The following is a 15,537-nucleotide window of genomic DNA, read 5'->3' as shown; positions in this document are numbered from 1 at the left end:
CGAACGCGGGGACCCATACCGCGTGATTTAGCGATCGGGCCGGGGGCGCAGTACCGGACTGCAAGTCTTCGCCAAACCACTTCCTGTGATTATGGATCCCCGCGTTCGCGGGGACGACAGCGTGGCTCAGCCCCGCCGCTTTGCATTCGCAGCAATGGCCATCAATGTCCGCTGGGCGATGGCGGCGGCCAGCGTGGATTGCTTGCGGGTGTCGAGCGCGGCGGTTGCGAGCTGCTCGATGATGGCGGCGAGCCGCGCCACGCTGAAATTTCGTAGCGCCGTTTCGACCGCGGGCTTACGTGAGAAATGCAGGCGCGGATAGCCGCCATCGAGCACGGCGGAGGCAGGCTGGCCGTCGGCGATCGCGAGCGCGGATTTGTGCAGCCACGCAGCCTGACGCTGCGCGGCAGAGATGATCACGCCGGGATAGGTGCCGGCGATCATGGCCTTTGCGAATTCGGTCTCGACGATGTCGGGCCGTCCGGCAAAGGCGCCGTCGACGATCGGGTCGAGCTTCAGCTCGGAGGCGTCGGCGACCACGGCCATCACGTCATCCAGCGTGACCTCGCCCTTGCCGTGCGCGTAGAGCGTCAGCTTGCGCAGCTCGTTGCGCGAGGCCTGGCGGTCGCCGCCGAGGAACGACATCAGCGCCGCACGGGCATCCTGCGCGATGCGCAAATTTGCGATGCGCAATTCGTCATCCATCAGCTTGGCGAGGTCGCGCTCCGTGTCGGGATAGCAGCCGATCGCCACGGCGGCCTTGGCCTTCTCGCAGGCTTTTCGCAGCGGCGAATCCGGGCGCAGCTCGCCGGCCTCGATCACGATGCGGCAATCCTTCACGCTCATCTCGGCCAGCGTATCGATGCCGCTGGCAAAGCTGCGCGAGCCGGCGCGGATGCGGATGGCGCGTCGGCCGCCGAACAGCGGCACCGTCATGGCTTCGTCGACAAGGCGCGAGGGCTCGGCGGAGAGCTCGTCGCCGTCGAGCTTGACCAGCGAGAACGGATCGTTGGGATCATCGACGGCCGATGCGATCAGCGCATCGGCGCGCTCGCGCACCAGGCCGGCATCGGGACCGTAGAGCAGGATGATCGGACGGCCCGCATCGGGGCGGGCGAGGAAGGCGTCGATCTCTTTTCCACGCAGCGCGACCATCGGGCCCAACTGTCATTCCGGGGCGCGCGAAGCGCGAACCCGGAATCTCGATCTATAATCTCTGGATTCCGGGTTCGCCCTGCGGGCGCCCCGGAATGACGGGAATGCACTACGTGCCAGCGGTGAAGAACGAGGCGAGCCGGGTCGTGATGTTCTCGGCGATCTCGTTGGCGGCACGATCCTCCGCGTCGCGGACGGCGCGGGTGCGGGAGAAGCGCTGATAGGACCCGGGCATGTCATAGGACACGCGCGAGAACGTGGTGCCGGTCATCACCGACTTGCCGGTCGCGACCTCGATCAGATTGTACTGGGCGTCGATGCCGAGGTTTTCGCTGGTCGGCAATCCCGTCGTGGCGCTGACGATCAGCGAAGAACGGCTGGAGGTGAAGCGGATGTCCAGCCGATGGGTCGGCGGCATTCCGGTCGCGGTGCCGTAGAGCTTGAAGGCGAGAGCATTGCGGACTTCGACACCGACACGGGCCTCGCGGGAGGCATTGGGCTTGGCGATCGGCGGGAGCTCGACCCCCATCAGCTTCTCGCGCAAGCCGGGGGTGCCGTCGCCACGCTCGGCATACATCGGCTGGAAGCAACCAGCCGTCAGCGCCGCCAATGCGGCGACCGCCAGCAAGCGGGCTGCGATGCGGATCCTAGCCGACAACATTTACGATCCTCTTGGGGACGATGATCACCTTGCGGACGGGCTTGCCGTCCAGGGCCAGTTTTACCGCATCGAGAGCCAAAACGGCAGCCTCGATTTCCGGATTCTGGGCCGCTGTTGCAACTGTGACGTCACCCCGCTTCTTGCCGTTGACCTGGACCACGAGGGTCACGCTGTCTTCAACCAGCAAATCGCGTTCGATTTGCGGCCAATTGGCCTCGGAAACCAGCCCGCTCTGGCCCAGAGCTTGCCAGCACTCTTCGGCAAGGTGCGGCATCATCGGGGAGAACAGCTGGACCAGGATCTGACCGGCTTCGCGGATCGCCCAAGCCAAATCGGGGGTTGGCTGGCCGGGGCGCTGCAGGATCTCCGAGAAGGTATTGGCGAATTCGCGGATATGGGCCAGGCAGACGTTGAAGTGCAGCCGCTCGATTCCGGTGGTGACCTTGTCGAGCGCGCCATGGGCGGCCTTGCGCAAGGCGGTCGCGTCGGGGCCGAAGCTGGCCGGCCGGGCCGCCGGCGCGGCTTTGCCGAGCTCGATGGAATCGTTCACCAGCCGCCACAGCCGCTGCACGAAACGCGAGGCACCCTGGACGCGCTCGTCGCTCCAGATCACGTCGCGGTCGGGCGGGGAATCCGACAGCATGAACCAGCGGGCGACATCGGCACCGTAGGTCTCGATGATGTCGTCGGGGTCGACCGTGTTCTTCTTCGATTTCGACATCTTCTCGATCGGGCCGATCTGGATGTCTTCGCCCGTCGTCAATAGCGTTGCGCGGCGCCCATTTCCGCCGACCTCGACCTTGACCTCGGCCGGCTGCACATAGGTGCCGTCGGCCTTCTGGTAGGTCTCGTGCACCACCATGCCTTGCGTGAACATGCCGGCGAACGGCTCGTCCAGCGCGATGTGCCCGGTCGCCTTCATCGCGCGGGTGAAGAAGCGGCTGTAGAGCAGATGCAGGATCGCGTGCTCGACGCCGCCGATATATTGGTCGACCGGCAGCATCCGGTTGGCGACGGCGGGCGTCGTCGGCGCGGTCTCGTTCCAGGGATCGGTGAAGCGCGCAAAGTACCAGGACGAATCCACGAAGGTGTCCATGGTGTCGGTTTCGCGCTGGGCTTTGCCGCCGCATTTGGGGCAGGTGACGTGCTTCCAGGTCGGATGATGGTCGAGCGCGTTGCCCGGCTTGTCGAAGGTCGCATCGTCAGGCAGCGTCACCGGCAAATCGGCATCCGGTACCGGCACCACATCGCATTCCGGGCAATGGATGACGGGAATGGGACAGCCCCAATAGCGCTGACGCGAAATGCCCCAGTCGCGCAGGCGGAAATTCACCTGGCGCTCGCCGACCGGCGCGTTGCCGCGCAGCTCGCTTTCCAGACGTTTTGCGACCTCGTCCTTGGCCTGCTCGATGGTCATGCCGTCGAGGAAGCGCGAATTGATCATGCGACCGTCACCGTCATAGGCGGTGTCGGTGATGACGAACGACTTCGGGTCCTGGCCCTCGGGGCACACTACCGGCGTATTGCCGAGATTGTACTTGTTGACGAAGTCGAGGTCGCGCTGGTCGTGCGCCGGGCAGCCGAAGATCGCGCCGGTGCCGTATTCCATCAGCACGAAATTGGCGACATAGACCGGCAGCTTCCAATTCGGATCGAACGGGTGCACCGCACGGATGCCGGTGTCAAAGCCCTGCTTCTCCGCGGTGTCGATGATCGACTGCGCGGTGCCGATCTTCTTGATGTCGGCAATGAACTCCGCAAGCTCAGGGTTCTTCGCGGCGGCTGCCTGTGCCAGCGGATGATCTGCCGAGATAGCCATGAATTTCGCGCCGAACAGCGTGTCCGGGCGCGTCGTGAAGATCTTCAGCTCACTCTCGCCGGCGGGCGTCGTCGCCTGATCCAGCGCGAAGCGGACCAGCAGCCCTTCCGAGCGGCCGATCCAGTTGCGCTGCATCAGCCGCACCTTGTCGGGCCAGCGATCGAGCCCGTCGAGCGCGGACAGCAGCTCCTGCGAGTACTTCGTGATCTTGAAGACCCATTGGCTCATCTCACGCTGCTCGACGATCGCACCGGAGCGCCAGCCCCGGCCGTCGATCACTTGCTCGTTGGCGAGCACGGTCATGTCGACCGGATCCCAGTTGAGCTTGCGCTTCTCGCGCTCGGCGAGGCCGGCGGCGAGCATGTCCAGGAACATCTTCTGCTGATGCTTGTAGTAGCTGGGGTCGCAGGTCGCGAATTCGCGTGACCAGTCCAGTGACAGCCCGATCGAGCGGAGCTGCTTCTTCATCGCGGCGATGTTGTCGTAGGTCCAGGCTTTCGGCGCGACCTTGCGCTCGATCGCGGCATTCTCGGCCGGCAGGCCGAAAGCGTCCCAGCCCATCGGATGCAGCACGTTGAACCCCTTGGCGCGCATGAAGCGGGCCAGCACGTCGCCGAGCGTATAATTCCGGACATGGCCGATATGGATGCGCCCGGACGGGTAGGGGAACATCTCGAGCACATAGTATTTCGGCCGCGAATCGTCGTTCTTGGAGACGAAGATCGCCTGTTCGTCCCAGAGGCGTTGCCAGCGCGGTTCGGCGTCGCGGGCGTTATAGCGTTCGGAGGTCATGGAATCGTTGGGGTTTTCGTGGGTTCGGCCGTCTCAAGACGGCGGACTAGGCCATAGAAGTCCTTAGGGGGTCAATGGGTTGCCGCGGTTTGGAACCTTGCCGGCGCCTCCGCATAACTACGAAGGTCGGCGTTGGGGTGTGATTAAGGGGTCAATGCCAATTTGCGGCCCGACGAGACCGCATGAGTGCGATGGATTCCAGCTTCGACGAGCCCGATTACGACTATGCCGCGTCCATTGCCGGACGGGCGATGCGGAGCATGGCCGAACAGCGGATTGCGCCGACCCCGGCCAATTTTGCCGTCTGGTTCCTGTATTTCGGGGACGGCCAAGAGGATCTGCGCAACGCGATCGATCTCCTGATCGACCACAATCGTCCGTTCGACGCCCGAACCAATCAGGACCTGTTCAAGACCTATGTCGCGCCCCAGGTGAGTGCCGCCGTGGTCGACACGTCCGAGCGGCTGCAGGCGCTCATGGGGGCCGCGAAGGAGTTTCTGGCGACCGCGATCGCCGACAATCATTCGCAGATGCAGGTCATCAGCGAGGTGGCGGACCAGGGCAAGGCCGGCGTCGATCCGAAGGCGCTGGTTGCCCAGCTCATGAACGAGCTGGCGCGGGCCGCCACACGGGCGACACGGCTGGAGGCAGGCTTTGCGGAAAAGACCCGCGAGCTCGACGTGATCCGCGATTCGCTATCGAGGTCCGAGGAGCGCGCCCGGACCGACACGCTGACCGGCCTCGCAAACCGGCGGGCGCTCGACGAATTCCTGCGCAAGGCGCTGGCGACTGCGGCGTGGGGCGAGCCGCTCAGCGTGCTGATGCTCGACATCGACCACTTCAAGAGCTTCAACGACAATTTCGGCCACGGCGTCGGCGACCAGGTGCTGCGCCTGATGGCGAAGGTGCTGCGTGAAAAGGTTCGCGAGCAGGATCTGCCGGCCCGCTATGGCGGCGAGGAGCTGATCGCGGTGCTGCCGGATGCCGATCTCGCCACCTGCGCCGAGATTGCCGAGCGGATCAGGCACGCGCTCGCCGAGTGCACGATCACACGCCGCTCCACCGGCGAGGTCCTGCCCAGCATCAGCGTGTCGATCGGCGTGGCGCAGTACCGGGCCGGCGAAGCGATCACCGATCTCATCGAGCGTTGCGACCGCGCGCTCTATCTCGCCAAGGGCAGCGGCCGCAATCGCGTGGTGACGGAAACCGAGCTCGATCGCGTGGGGACTGCGGGTTAGGCGCTCGCCGCCATCATCATTTCGACGGCGCCGGTCTCGATCGCCTGCACGCCGTGCTCGACGACATTGTTGCGGCCGCGGTGTTTTGCGGCGTAGAGCGCGGCGTCGGCGGCTTCGATCAGGTCGCCGGGACGCAAGGCCTCGTTCGGCTTCGTCGCGGCAACGCCGATCGAGACGGTGACGATCATGTGGGCCGAGGTGATGTGCGGCAGGCACAGCTTCAGCACGGCCGCGCGGGCCAGCTCGCCGATTTCGACGGCGCGGTTCACGTCGGTGTTCGGCAGCAGCAGGCAGAATTCCTCGCCGCCATAGCGTGCCGCAAAGCCCATCGTGTCGGCGGCGATGCCGGACAGCGACTCGCCGAGCCTGGTCAGGCAGGAATCGCCTTCGAGATGGCCATAGGTGTCGTTGAACAGCTTGAAATGGTCGACGTCGATCATCAGCAGCGCGAGGTCGCTGCCATATTGCTGCGCGCGCATCCACTCGAAGTCGAGCCGGCTCTGGAAGCCGCGCCGGTTGGCGAGCCCCGACAGCATGTCGATCGAGGCCATCACCGTCAGCCGGTCGTTGCTCGCGATCAGCTCGCGCTCGCGCTGGCTCAGCTGCGCCGCCATCGCGTTGAACGCGCGGGCCAGCGGCACGAACTCGGCCGGCAGGCGATTGCGCGCCGCGCGCGCCGACAGATCGCCCTCGCCGAGACGCTTGGCCATGTCGACGAGCATCTCGATCGGCTTGATGACGAGCTTTTCGGCGGCGATCAGCGCGCCGAGCAGGACGAACACGACGACGAAAGCGAGCTGGAGATAGGCGGTGCGGATGTCGCGGTTGACCGCCGCGGACACCTTGTCTTCGTCGATGCTGGCGATCAGGCGGGCGTTGGTGCCGGAGATGCGGATGTAGCTGACCGCGCGGCGCGAGCCGTCGGCGGCGAGGAAAGACAGTGAGCCTTCGTCCTGGTCGGAACGCAGTGCCCTGTCGGCGATCGCCGACATCAGCGGCATGTTGTCGAGCGGACGGCCGACTGCGCTGTGCTGATCGGCCGGAGCGGCCAGCACGGTGCCTGCGCTGTCGACCAGCACGGCGGTGATGCCGGCGCGGCCGCCCAGATTGCTCATGACCTTCGACATCCAGTCGAGATTGACCGTGGCAAGGACGACGGCATCGGACACGCCGCTGAAAGCCGATACGGGATAAGCCGCCATCACCGTCGGTGCTGCTATCGGCCGCGACAGGATGAAATCGCTCAGCACGAAGCGGCCGCTCGTTTGGGCCTGCTGAAAGTAGGGCCGGTCGCTCAGGTCGAGGCCGACATACATATTGTTCGTCGCGCACTGGATGCGCCCGTCTGCGCCGGCGATCAAAAGCGTGCGGATCCAGGGCAGGTTCGACGGCAGGCTCGCGCGCAGCACGTCGCAGCTCTTGCTGACGCCGCCGGCGGAGGCGCGGATGAAGGCCTCCGATTTCAGAATGGTCTCGACCGACGAGATCACCTCGCGTTGCGCATCGGCGCTGTGCCGCGCGACGGTGGTGAATTCAACCGTGGCCTGTGCGATCTGCCGGGTGCGGGTATCTTCGAGCGAACGGATGCGCTCGAGCATCAATGGCGCCACCAGAATCACCGCGAGCAATGCAAGCCGCGCCCGGATTCCGAGAACCTGCTTGAGTTTCGCTCGTTTGCGGTTGAGACTGATTGTTGCCATCTTCGCTACCCACCCCGTCGGCCAAGGTAAAGCGAAGGGTTCAAAAACTCTTTCTTGAACTCGGTAAAATTGGACTTACCTCGGTCAGGATCACAGCCAATCGACGTCATGACAGAAGCCAACGCCGCGCCGATAACCGGCCATTCACCAAGCGCGCTCGCCGCGGTCGAAGCCGAAATCGCCCGTGCCTGCAAGGATGCGCGGCGCGATCGCGCCTCCGTGACGCTGATCGCGGTGTCCAAGACTTTCGCCGCGGATGCAATTACCCCGGTTATCGACGCCGGACAGCGCGTATTCGGCGAGAATCGGGTGCAGGAGGCCAAAGGCAAGTGGCCTGCGTTAACGTCTGTTTACTCGGGCATCGCGCTGCATCTGATCGGACCGTTGCAGTCCAACAAGGCGAAAGAGGCGGTCGCGCTGTTCGACGCGATCCATTCGGTCGACCGTCCGAGCATTTGCCAGGCGTTAGCCAAGGAAATCGAATCCCAGAACAAGCACCCGCAACTCTTCGTCCAGATCAACACCGGCGAGGAGCCGCAGAAGGCCGGCATCGCGCCCGGCGAGGCCGACGCCTTCCTCGCCAGCTGCCGCGACACCTATGGGCTGACGATCTCCGGATTGATGTGCATCCCGCCGGTCGACGAGCCGCCGGCGGCGCATTTCGCGCTGGCCGCCAAGATCGCCGCGCGTAATGGATTGACCAATCTCTCGATGGGCATGAGCGCGGATTTCGCCAATGCCATCATGCTAGGTGCCACCCATGTGCGCGTGGGGAGTGCGATCTTCGGGCATAGATAGTTGTTGTCGTCCCTGCGAACGCAGGGACCCATACCGCGTGATCTCCGATTGATAGGTGGTCTTCGTACCGGCGAAACTCAGGTAACTCCCAATCCTCGCCAAACTTCTCCCTGGGGTTATGGGTCCTGCGTTCGCAGGGACGACGGTGGAGTGGGTCGGGTCTACACAAATCCCACCGATACCTTCCCGAGCACGCCAAAGTCCGCCGCGAGATGATCGCCGGCCTGGATCGGCAGCGGCGGATGGCACGTGCCTGTGGTCACCACCTCCCCTGCCCGCAAGGTCAGTCCAAGTCCGCGCAGCTCATTGGCGAGCCAGGCGAGCGCTACGCGGGGATCGCCGAGCACGTTCTTGCCGTGGCCGACATAGCGCTCGCCGCGCAGCATAATCTTTGGCCGCTCCTCGACGAGATCCATCCCACGCCAGTTCGCAGTCGTCGCCGCGCCCAGCACGAACAGATGCGCGCAGGCATTGTCGGCGATCAGCTGCGCCTCGCCCGCACTGGCGAAATCGGCAAACCGCGAATCGGGAATCTCGATCGCAGGATGGAAAGTGTCGACGGCGGCGAGCACCTCATCGACGCTGTAGGGCGTTGCACGCGGCGGCAGATCGCGTCCCATGCGGAAGGCGAATTCAGGTTCGCCGACGCGCATCTCGTTGCCCTTCATCGACGCAGTCCCGCCATCGGCGATCACGGTGTCGCTCATGATGCGACCGGCCAGCGGTCCGGTGACGTTGATGTGCTTCTGTCCTGATACGCTCGTGGCCGCGATCTTCCAGCCGAACAATGTCCCGCGCGACAATGTTTCGAGCCCGGCCTGGATGGCGTAGCCCTCCGTGCGGTCCTGTGGCCGCAACCGCGGCTCCAGCACCTCTAGCTTGGTGCCGTCGCGCCAATGTTGAACGAGCACGCGCGAGGCGGCCGCGATCTGATCCCTGTCGAGCATGCATCCTCACCCGATGATGATTCTTGTTCGTGGCCCCAATCGCCGCAGCAATTGCAGCATCGCAGATTTCGTCATGGAGACGCAGCCTGCGGTCGGGCCGAAATTGTCGCGGGCCAGGTGCAAGAATACCGCGCTGCCGCGGCCGGCGACCCGCGGTCGCGTGTTGTGGTCGATTTCGATGATGAAGTCATAGAGATGGTCGGCCCGCTTGAGCCGGTCACCGCCCTGCCCCTCGTCGAGCCGGATTCCCTGGTTGTAATGGCGATCCCTGGGGTCCTCGCACCAGGCGTCCTCTGCGGTGATGATCCGGGCCGGCAGGAAGCTCTGCGGACGGCTGTGCCGGTCGCCCCGCCACCACAAGCGCCTCGGACGGAAGCTGCCCTTGGGGGTGCCGCCGTCGCCCTCGCGCTTGTTGGCCAGGATGCCGCCCCGCCCCAGCGCAACCGGTATGGTCAGCGATCCCGCCGTCAGCCAGCCTCGGCGCGGATTCCCGGCCGCAGGCTTAACGCGGATCACAGAGAGCGGTCCGGCGCTTCGATTCTTGGTGTAACTAACTGAAGCTGCTTTATTTTTCATGTGAACGTGCAATGTCGAATTCATTACAGGACATTCATCAAACCGGCCTGCTATTCTGAGTTAGAGTGCTTCTGGCTTGTGAATCGGTAACAGCCCACTACTTCAACACGAACAACAATAATAACGGCGACCCCTAAACTTCCCCTCACGGCTGGGTGCAGCATGGATGCGCGCCGAGCCGGACCCCAAAAGGATGACCCCCTATGGCCAATGCCCGCAAGATCCTGATCGTGGATGACGATACCGATCTGCGCGACACGTTGGTGGAGCAATTATCGCTACACGAAGAATTCGAAGCTTCCGCGGTCGATACCGGCGCCAAAGGCGCGAGCGCGGCCAAGGCCAATGCTCCCGATCTCGTCCTGATGGACGTCGGCCTGCCCGACACCGACGGCCGCGAGGTGGTCCGCTCCTTGCGCAAGGGCGGCTTCAAGGCTCCGATCATCATGCTGACCGGGCACGACACCGATTCCGATACGATTTTGGGGCTTGAATCCGGCGCCAACGACTATGTGGCAAAGCCCTTTCGTTTCGCCGTTCTGCTGGCCCGCATCCGCGCCCAGCTGCGCCAGCACGAGGCCAGCGAGGACGCGGTGTTCTCGGTCGGCCCCTACTCCTTCCGGCCCGGCTCCAAGATGCTCACCGCCGCCAATGCGCGCAAGGTGCGGCTGACGGAGAAGGAGACCGCGATCCTCCGCTTCCTCTACCGCGCCGGCCAGATGCCGGTCTCGCGCGAGACCCTGCTCCAGGAGGTCTGGGGCTATAATTCCGGCGTCACCACCCACACGCTGGAAACCCACATCTACCGCCTCCGCCAGAAGATCGAGAAGGATGCCGCCAACCCGGAAATCCTGGTCACGGAAGCCGGTGGCTACAAGCTGGTGCCGTGATACGCTCGAAGGGCGTGCGAATCGTTTTAGATCGCATGCCTTTGAGCCTCGGATCTGAATGTCAATCGACGACGACGTAGCGCTTCTCGAGCGTGTCCCGACATTGCGCCTGTTGGGAGACGCCTCGTTGCGCATGCTGGCGATCGGCTCCGAGCAGCGTAACTTCGTCCGCGGCGATACCCTGTTCAATCTCGGCGACGACGCCGATGCCGGCTTCGTGGTCCAGCGCGGCGCCTTTCGGGTCGATGACGGCGCCGGCGCCGAGATGATCGCAGGTCCCGGCGCGCTGATCGGCGAGCTTGCGCTGGTGGTGCCGATGAAGCGGCCGTCGAGCGCGATCGCGCTGGAGCATTCCTCCGTCATCCGCGTCGCACGCAGCCTGTTTCAGCGCGTGCTCGAAAGCGACCCCGCCGCAGCGGTTCGGCTGCGCGACGAGTTCGCGGTCCGCTCCAGCCAGATCGCCAGCGACATCCTGATGGCGGGTGCGAAGCTGACGAGCTGACGTCGTAGCCCGGATGAAGCGCAGCGCAATCCGGGATTCTGGCGTGCGGAAAAACTGTCCCGGATTTCGCTGCGCTCCATCCGGGCTACGGGACCTCACACCTCCAGCGTCACCGTGACAGGCACGTGGTCCGACGGCCGCTCCCAGCTCCGCGCATCGCGAAGAATCCTGAAATCGCTGACCGCATCCTTCAACGCGCGCGAGACCCAGATGTGGTCGAGCCTGCGGCCGCGATCGCCGACGGTCCAGTCGGCGGAGCGGTAGCTCCACCACGTGTAGACTTTTTCCGACATCGGAATCCGCTCGCGCGCGACGTCGATCCATTCGCCGGCGGCCAGCGCGGCCTGCAGCTTCTCGGTTTCGATCGGCGTGTGCGAGACCACCTTCAGAAGCTGCTTGTGCGACCACACATCGTTCTCGTGCGGGGCGACGTTGAGATCGCCGACCAGGATGTGGCGATCCTCCCCGCGCGGATGCAACGGCTCGCACGCCTTCATCTCGTCGAGGAAGCGAAGCTTGTGGTCGAACTTCTCGTTCAGTGCGGGATCGGGAATGTCGCCGCCGGCGGGCACGTAGAAATTATGCACGACCAGCGGCTTTGCGACGTTGGCCTTCTCGCCGAACGATACGGAGATGTGACGCGAATCCACCTTGTCGCAGAAGGTGCGGATGTCCGTCGATTCGAACGGAATCTTCGAGACGATGGCGACGCCGTGATAGCCCTTCTGCCCGTTCAGCGCGACGTGCTCATAGCCGAGCCGCCTGAAGCGCTTCAGCGGAAAGGCATCGTCGATGCACTTGGTCTCCTGCAGGCACAGCACGTCCGGCCGCGCGCTCTTGAGGAATTTCGCGACCAGATCGATGCGCAGCCGCACCGAATTGATGTTCCAGGTTGTCAGGGAAAAACGCATGGGAAATGCGTCTTAGCATGGATTGGCGCGGGGAAAATGCTTGTCCACAGCGCGCTCTCGTAGGGTGGGCAAAGCGAAGCGTGCCCACGTGCCTGCCATGAGGCGAGAGATCGTGGGCACGGCGCAAGTGCGCCTTTACCCACCCTACGAAACCTATCCCGGCGCCGGGCCGTAATTGGTGAAATCGATCTTGAACATGCCGGGATCGAGCTTCTTGCTCGAGTCCAGATTGTAGACCGCGATCGTGGTGTCGTAGCCCTGCGGATCGGTGACGGTCCATTGCTTCAACTGACCGTCCTTGGCGCCGAACATCAAGAGGAGGCGGCTGGTGCCGACCAGCGCCTGCTTCTCCTCGATGGTGACGCTGACGAAGACGTCGTCGGCCGAGACGCCAACGACATTGGTGTCCTTCATCAGGTCGATGCGATCCGACAGCAGGAAACGCAGCGGCGTCTGCGACAGCGGATAGACGTCCTGGGTCGCGAGCTTGCGGTCGCGCACCACCAGCGAGGATCCGTCGGCGACGATGTCGATCGGGCTCGGCGCGTCATATTCGAAGCGCACCTTGCCCGGTTTCTGGATGTAGAAATCGCCTTGCGTCTTGCTGCCGTCGGGGCCGACCTGGACGAAATTCCCGACCAGCGTCGACAGCGATGACAGATAGGCACTGACCTTGGCCGCCTGCGCCTTCTGGTTGGCATCGAAGGTCTGGAAGATGCTGCTCGGCACGTTGCGGCGCGGATCCGGGATCACCGGATTCGGCGGCGCCTGAGTCGCGCCGGTGACAGCGGGCCCGCCGCCGGCGGACGTTCCGCCGTCGCGGCCCTTCGGCGCGGGTTTCGGCACCGGGACGTTCTGCGCGAACGAGGACGCCGTCACCATCGCAGCGGTGACGAGAAGCACGCCGGCCACGCGCGCGCTTCGCGCAGCGATGGTGGCAGCGAATCGAATGTCCGGATGTCTGATCAACGCGTCGTCCTAACGTGGCTGGGCGTCTTTTAGCGTGATTTCGGGCAAAAGCAGATAACGATTTCGCGTGAAATGATGTCTGGAGGCGGCTGCCTCACATATGGCTGTCTTCTTCCTCGACCAGAATCTCGCGTTTGCCGGCGTGGTTGGCGGGTCCGACGATGCCTTCCAGTTCCATGCGCTCCATCAAGGATGCGGCGCGGTTATAGCCGATCTGCAGGCGACGCTGGATGTAGCTGGTCGAGGCCTTGCGGTCGCGTTTGACGATCGCAACGGCCTGCTGGAAGAGGTCGCCGCCGCCATCGCCGCCCATGCCGGTGGCGTCGAACACCGCACCGTCCTCGTCCTCGGTGGGCTCTTCGGCCGTGACGGCTTCGAGATATTCCGGCTGGCCCTGCGTCTTGAGGTGACGCACCACCTTCTCGACTTCATCGTCGGAGGCGAAAGGTCCGTGCACACGGCTGATGCGGCCGCCGCCCGCCATGTAGAGCATGTCGCCCTGGCCGAGCAGCTGCTCGGCGCCCATCTCGCCCAGAATGGTGCGGCTGTCGATCTTGGACGTGACCTGGAAGGCGATGCGGGTCGGGAAGTTCGCCTTGATGGTGCCGGTGATGACGTCGACCGACGGACGCTGCGTCGCCAAGATCACGTGCAGGCCGGCGGCGCGCGCCATCTGCGCGAGGCGCTGCACCGCGCCTTCGATGTCCTTGCCGGCGACCATCATCAGGTCGGCCATTTCGTCGACGATGATGACGATGTAGGGCAGCGGGTCGAGCGAGAGCTTCTCTTCCTCGTAGATCGCCTTGCCGGTTTCCTTGTCGAAGCCGGTGTGAACCGTGCGCGTCGGCTCTTCGCCCTTGGCCTTCAATTCGAGCAGGCGCGTGTTGTAGCCGTCGATGTTGCGCACACCGAGCTTGGCCATGTTCTTGTAGCGCTCCTCCATCTCGCGCACGGCCCATTTCAACGCGACCACCGCCTTCTTCGGGTCGGTCACGACGGGCGTGAGCAGATGGGGAATGCCGTCATAGACGGAGAGTTCGAGCATCTTCGGATCGACCATGATCAGGCGGCACTGGTCCGGACGCAGCCGGTAGACCAGGCTGAGGATCATGGTGTTGATGGCGACCGATTTGCCGGAGCCGGTGGTGCCGGCGATCAGCATGTGCGGCGTGCGCGCGAGGTCGATGATCACAGGATCGCCGCCGATGGTCTTGCCGAGGCAGAGCGGCAGCTTCGCCACCGTCTCGGTGGCTTCCTTGGCGATCAGCAGCTCGCGCAGATAGACCTTTTCGCGATGCGCGTTCGGCAGCTCGATGCCGATGGCGTTGCGGCCGGGCACGACGGCGACGCGCGCCGACAGCGCGCTCATCGAGCGGGCGATGTCGTCGGCAAGCCCGATCACGCGCGACGATTTGATGCCGGGCGCCGGCTCGAGCTCGTACAGCGTGACCACGGGGCCCGGATTGGCTTTGACGATCTCGCCGCGCACGCCAAAGTCCTGGAGCACGCCTTCAAGGGAACGCGAATTGGCTTCCAGCTCGGCCTTGCTGAGCGGCTGGCGATCGCCGGCCTTGGGCGCGGCCAGCACGGAGACGGACGGAAGCTCGAACTTGTCGGAGGATTTCTTTGCGGCGGCTTTCGGGGCAGCCTTCTTGCGCGGGGCGCGCGCGGCGGGCTCCTCCTCTTCCTCCTCGTCTTCTTCCTCTTCCTCGTGCTGATCCTCGTAGTCCTCGTCCTCGGACTGCGGCGAGATCGAGGGCGCGGCGCGGCCGCCGCCCAGATTCGGCTCCTGGCGGCTGAACGCGACGGCCTTGGTCTTCGGGCCGCTCGAGACCAGCGAGCGGTAAGCGGCACCGCATAGCCAGATCAGCCGCGCCTTCGTGCTCATCAGCGCATGGAACAGCCAGCCCAGCGACACCGAGCCCCGATCGTTCTCCTCGTCTTCGTCGAGCGGCTTGTCGTCGTCCTCGATCTCCGAGAGCTCGTCGTCGTGCTCGCGGGCGCCAAGACCGCATGCGATCAGGAATGTCGCGGCCATCGCAGCGAACAGGATCGTGCCCAGCACGATGCGATAGATCGTGCCGGCCGGCCCGAAAATCACTGCGGGCGCGCGTACGAGCGCATCGCCGACCACGCCGCCGAGGCCGGTCGGCAGCGGCCATGCGCCGCCATGCGGCCAGCAGCTGACGAAACCTGCCGCGATCACCGTGCAGAGAATCCAGGAGCCGAGCCGCAGCGCCTCGCGGTCGAACGGGCGGTGGGTCATCATGCGCCAGCCCCAGACCGCGACGGTCAGGACCAGCATGATGGCGCCGAGCCCGAGGATCTGCATCGCAAGGTCGGCGCCGATCGCGCCGGCATAACCGAGAATGTTGCGGATCGGCCTTGAGGTCGCGTGGCTCAGGCTGGGGTCCTGCACCGACCAGGTCATCAGCGCTGCCGAGGCGACGCCCGACAACGCGATCAGGCCGAAGCCAGTGAGCTCGCGCACGCGCCGCGCCAGCCCCTCGCGGATCGAGGGCGGCAGATGGCCGACCAGTGGAATGACACGTTCGATTGCCGACATGCTCATGGGCCCC

13 protein-coding genes are annotated in these 15,537 nt (G+C 64.7%); 4 read left to right on the top strand and 9 right to left on the bottom strand.

Annotated features, from left to right (window positions below; all coding sequences use genetic code 11):
- Positions 1–126: 126 nt before the first annotated feature.
- The 3 genes from holA to leuS form a co-directional block, all read right to left on the bottom strand.
- Complete coding sequence (gene holA, locus GGD67_RS10080; protein WP_179733033.1) at positions 127–1,155, bottom strand: DNA polymerase III subunit delta; 1,029 nt, start codon at positions 1,153–1,155, stop codon at positions 127–129.
- Positions 1,156–1,264: 109 nt separating this feature from the next.
- Positions 1,265–1,816: an LPS assembly lipoprotein LptE gene (gene lptE, locus GGD67_RS10075; protein WP_018323549.1), complete on the bottom strand. Its 552-nt coding sequence runs from the start codon at positions 1,814–1,816 to the stop codon at positions 1,265–1,267.
- Positions 1,803–4,427 carry a leucine--tRNA ligase gene (gene leuS, locus GGD67_RS10070; protein ID WP_179732472.1) on the bottom strand — a complete coding sequence of 875 codons (2,625 nt, stop codon included), beginning with the start codon at positions 4,425–4,427 and terminating at the stop codon, positions 1,803–1,805. The genes lptE and leuS overlap by 14 nt, the downstream gene beginning before the upstream one ends.
- Positions 4,428–4,618: 191 nt before the next feature.
- Here leuS and GGD67_RS10065 point away from each other — a divergent pair, with 191 nt between their 5' ends.
- Complete coding sequence (locus GGD67_RS10065) at positions 4,619–5,665, top strand: GGDEF domain-containing protein (RefSeq protein ID WP_179733031.1); 1,047 nt, start codon at positions 4,619–4,621, stop codon at positions 5,663–5,665.
- Here GGD67_RS10065 and GGD67_RS10060 read toward each other — a convergent pair.
- On the bottom strand, positions 5,662–7,365 hold the full coding sequence (locus tag GGD67_RS10060) for a diguanylate cyclase domain-containing protein (protein ID WP_092251310.1): 1,704 nt from the start codon (positions 7,363–7,365) through the stop codon (positions 5,662–5,664). The genes GGD67_RS10065 and GGD67_RS10060 overlap by 4 nt on opposite strands.
- Positions 7,366–7,473: 108 nt before the next feature.
- On the opposite strand from GGD67_RS10060, the gene GGD67_RS10055 reads away from it, so the two are divergent.
- Positions 7,474–8,163 (top strand): YggS family pyridoxal phosphate-dependent enzyme, encoded by a 690-nt coding sequence (locus GGD67_RS10055; RefSeq protein ID WP_179732469.1) that lies wholly within the window; start codon positions 7,474–7,476, stop codon positions 8,161–8,163.
- 161 nt (positions 8,164–8,324) lie between these two features.
- Here the strand turns inward: GGD67_RS10055 and GGD67_RS10050 are convergent, their stop codons facing one another.
- Positions 8,325–9,110, bottom strand: a complete 786-nt coding sequence (locus tag GGD67_RS10050; protein ID WP_179732467.1) for a 2-keto-4-pentenoate hydratase — start codon at positions 9,108–9,110, stop codon at positions 8,325–8,327.
- A 6-nt stretch (positions 9,111–9,116) separates the two neighbouring features.
- A complete protein-coding gene (locus GGD67_RS10045; protein ID WP_179733024.1) occupies positions 9,117–9,686 on the bottom strand; it encodes a L,D-transpeptidase in 570 nt (189 codons plus the stop codon).
- Between the two features lie 203 nt (positions 9,687–9,889).
- On the opposite strand from GGD67_RS10045, the gene GGD67_RS10040 reads away from it, so the two are divergent.
- Both GGD67_RS10040 and GGD67_RS10035 read left to right on the top strand, forming a co-directional pair.
- Positions 9,890–10,576, top strand: a complete 687-nt coding sequence (locus GGD67_RS10040; RefSeq protein WP_007598630.1) for a response regulator transcription factor — start codon at positions 9,890–9,892, stop codon at positions 10,574–10,576.
- Between the two features lie 58 nt (positions 10,577–10,634).
- The gene (locus tag GGD67_RS10035) at positions 10,635–11,078 is read left to right on the top strand and encodes a cyclic nucleotide-binding domain-containing protein (protein ID WP_018323556.1); all 444 of its coding nucleotides are present in this window, start codon (positions 10,635–10,637) and stop codon (positions 11,076–11,078) included.
- A 95-nt stretch (positions 11,079–11,173) separates the two neighbouring features.
- Here the strand turns inward: GGD67_RS10035 and xth are convergent, their stop codons facing one another.
- From xth to GGD67_RS10020, 3 genes are all read right to left on the bottom strand, one after another.
- Positions 11,174–11,989: an exodeoxyribonuclease III gene (xth, locus tag GGD67_RS10030; protein WP_179732464.1), complete on the bottom strand. Its 816-nt coding sequence runs from the start codon at positions 11,987–11,989 to the stop codon at positions 11,174–11,176.
- 153 nt (positions 11,990–12,142) lie between these two features.
- A complete protein-coding gene (locus GGD67_RS10025; protein ID WP_179733022.1) occupies positions 12,143–12,901 on the bottom strand; it encodes an outer membrane lipoprotein carrier protein LolA in 759 nt (252 codons plus the stop codon).
- Positions 12,902–13,052: 151 nt separating this feature from the next.
- Positions 13,053–15,530 (bottom strand): DNA translocase FtsK, encoded by a 2,478-nt coding sequence (locus tag GGD67_RS10020; RefSeq protein WP_018323559.1) that lies wholly within the window; start codon positions 15,528–15,530, stop codon positions 13,053–13,055.
- Positions 15,531–15,537: the final 7 nt, after the last annotated feature.

The sequence above is a fragment of the Bradyrhizobium sp. IAR9 genome (assembly GCF_013408065.1).
In the GTDB taxonomy this organism is placed as follows: domain Bacteria; phylum Pseudomonadota; class Alphaproteobacteria; order Rhizobiales; family Xanthobacteraceae; genus Bradyrhizobium.
This window is presented reverse-complemented; position numbering and strand designations above follow the sequence as displayed.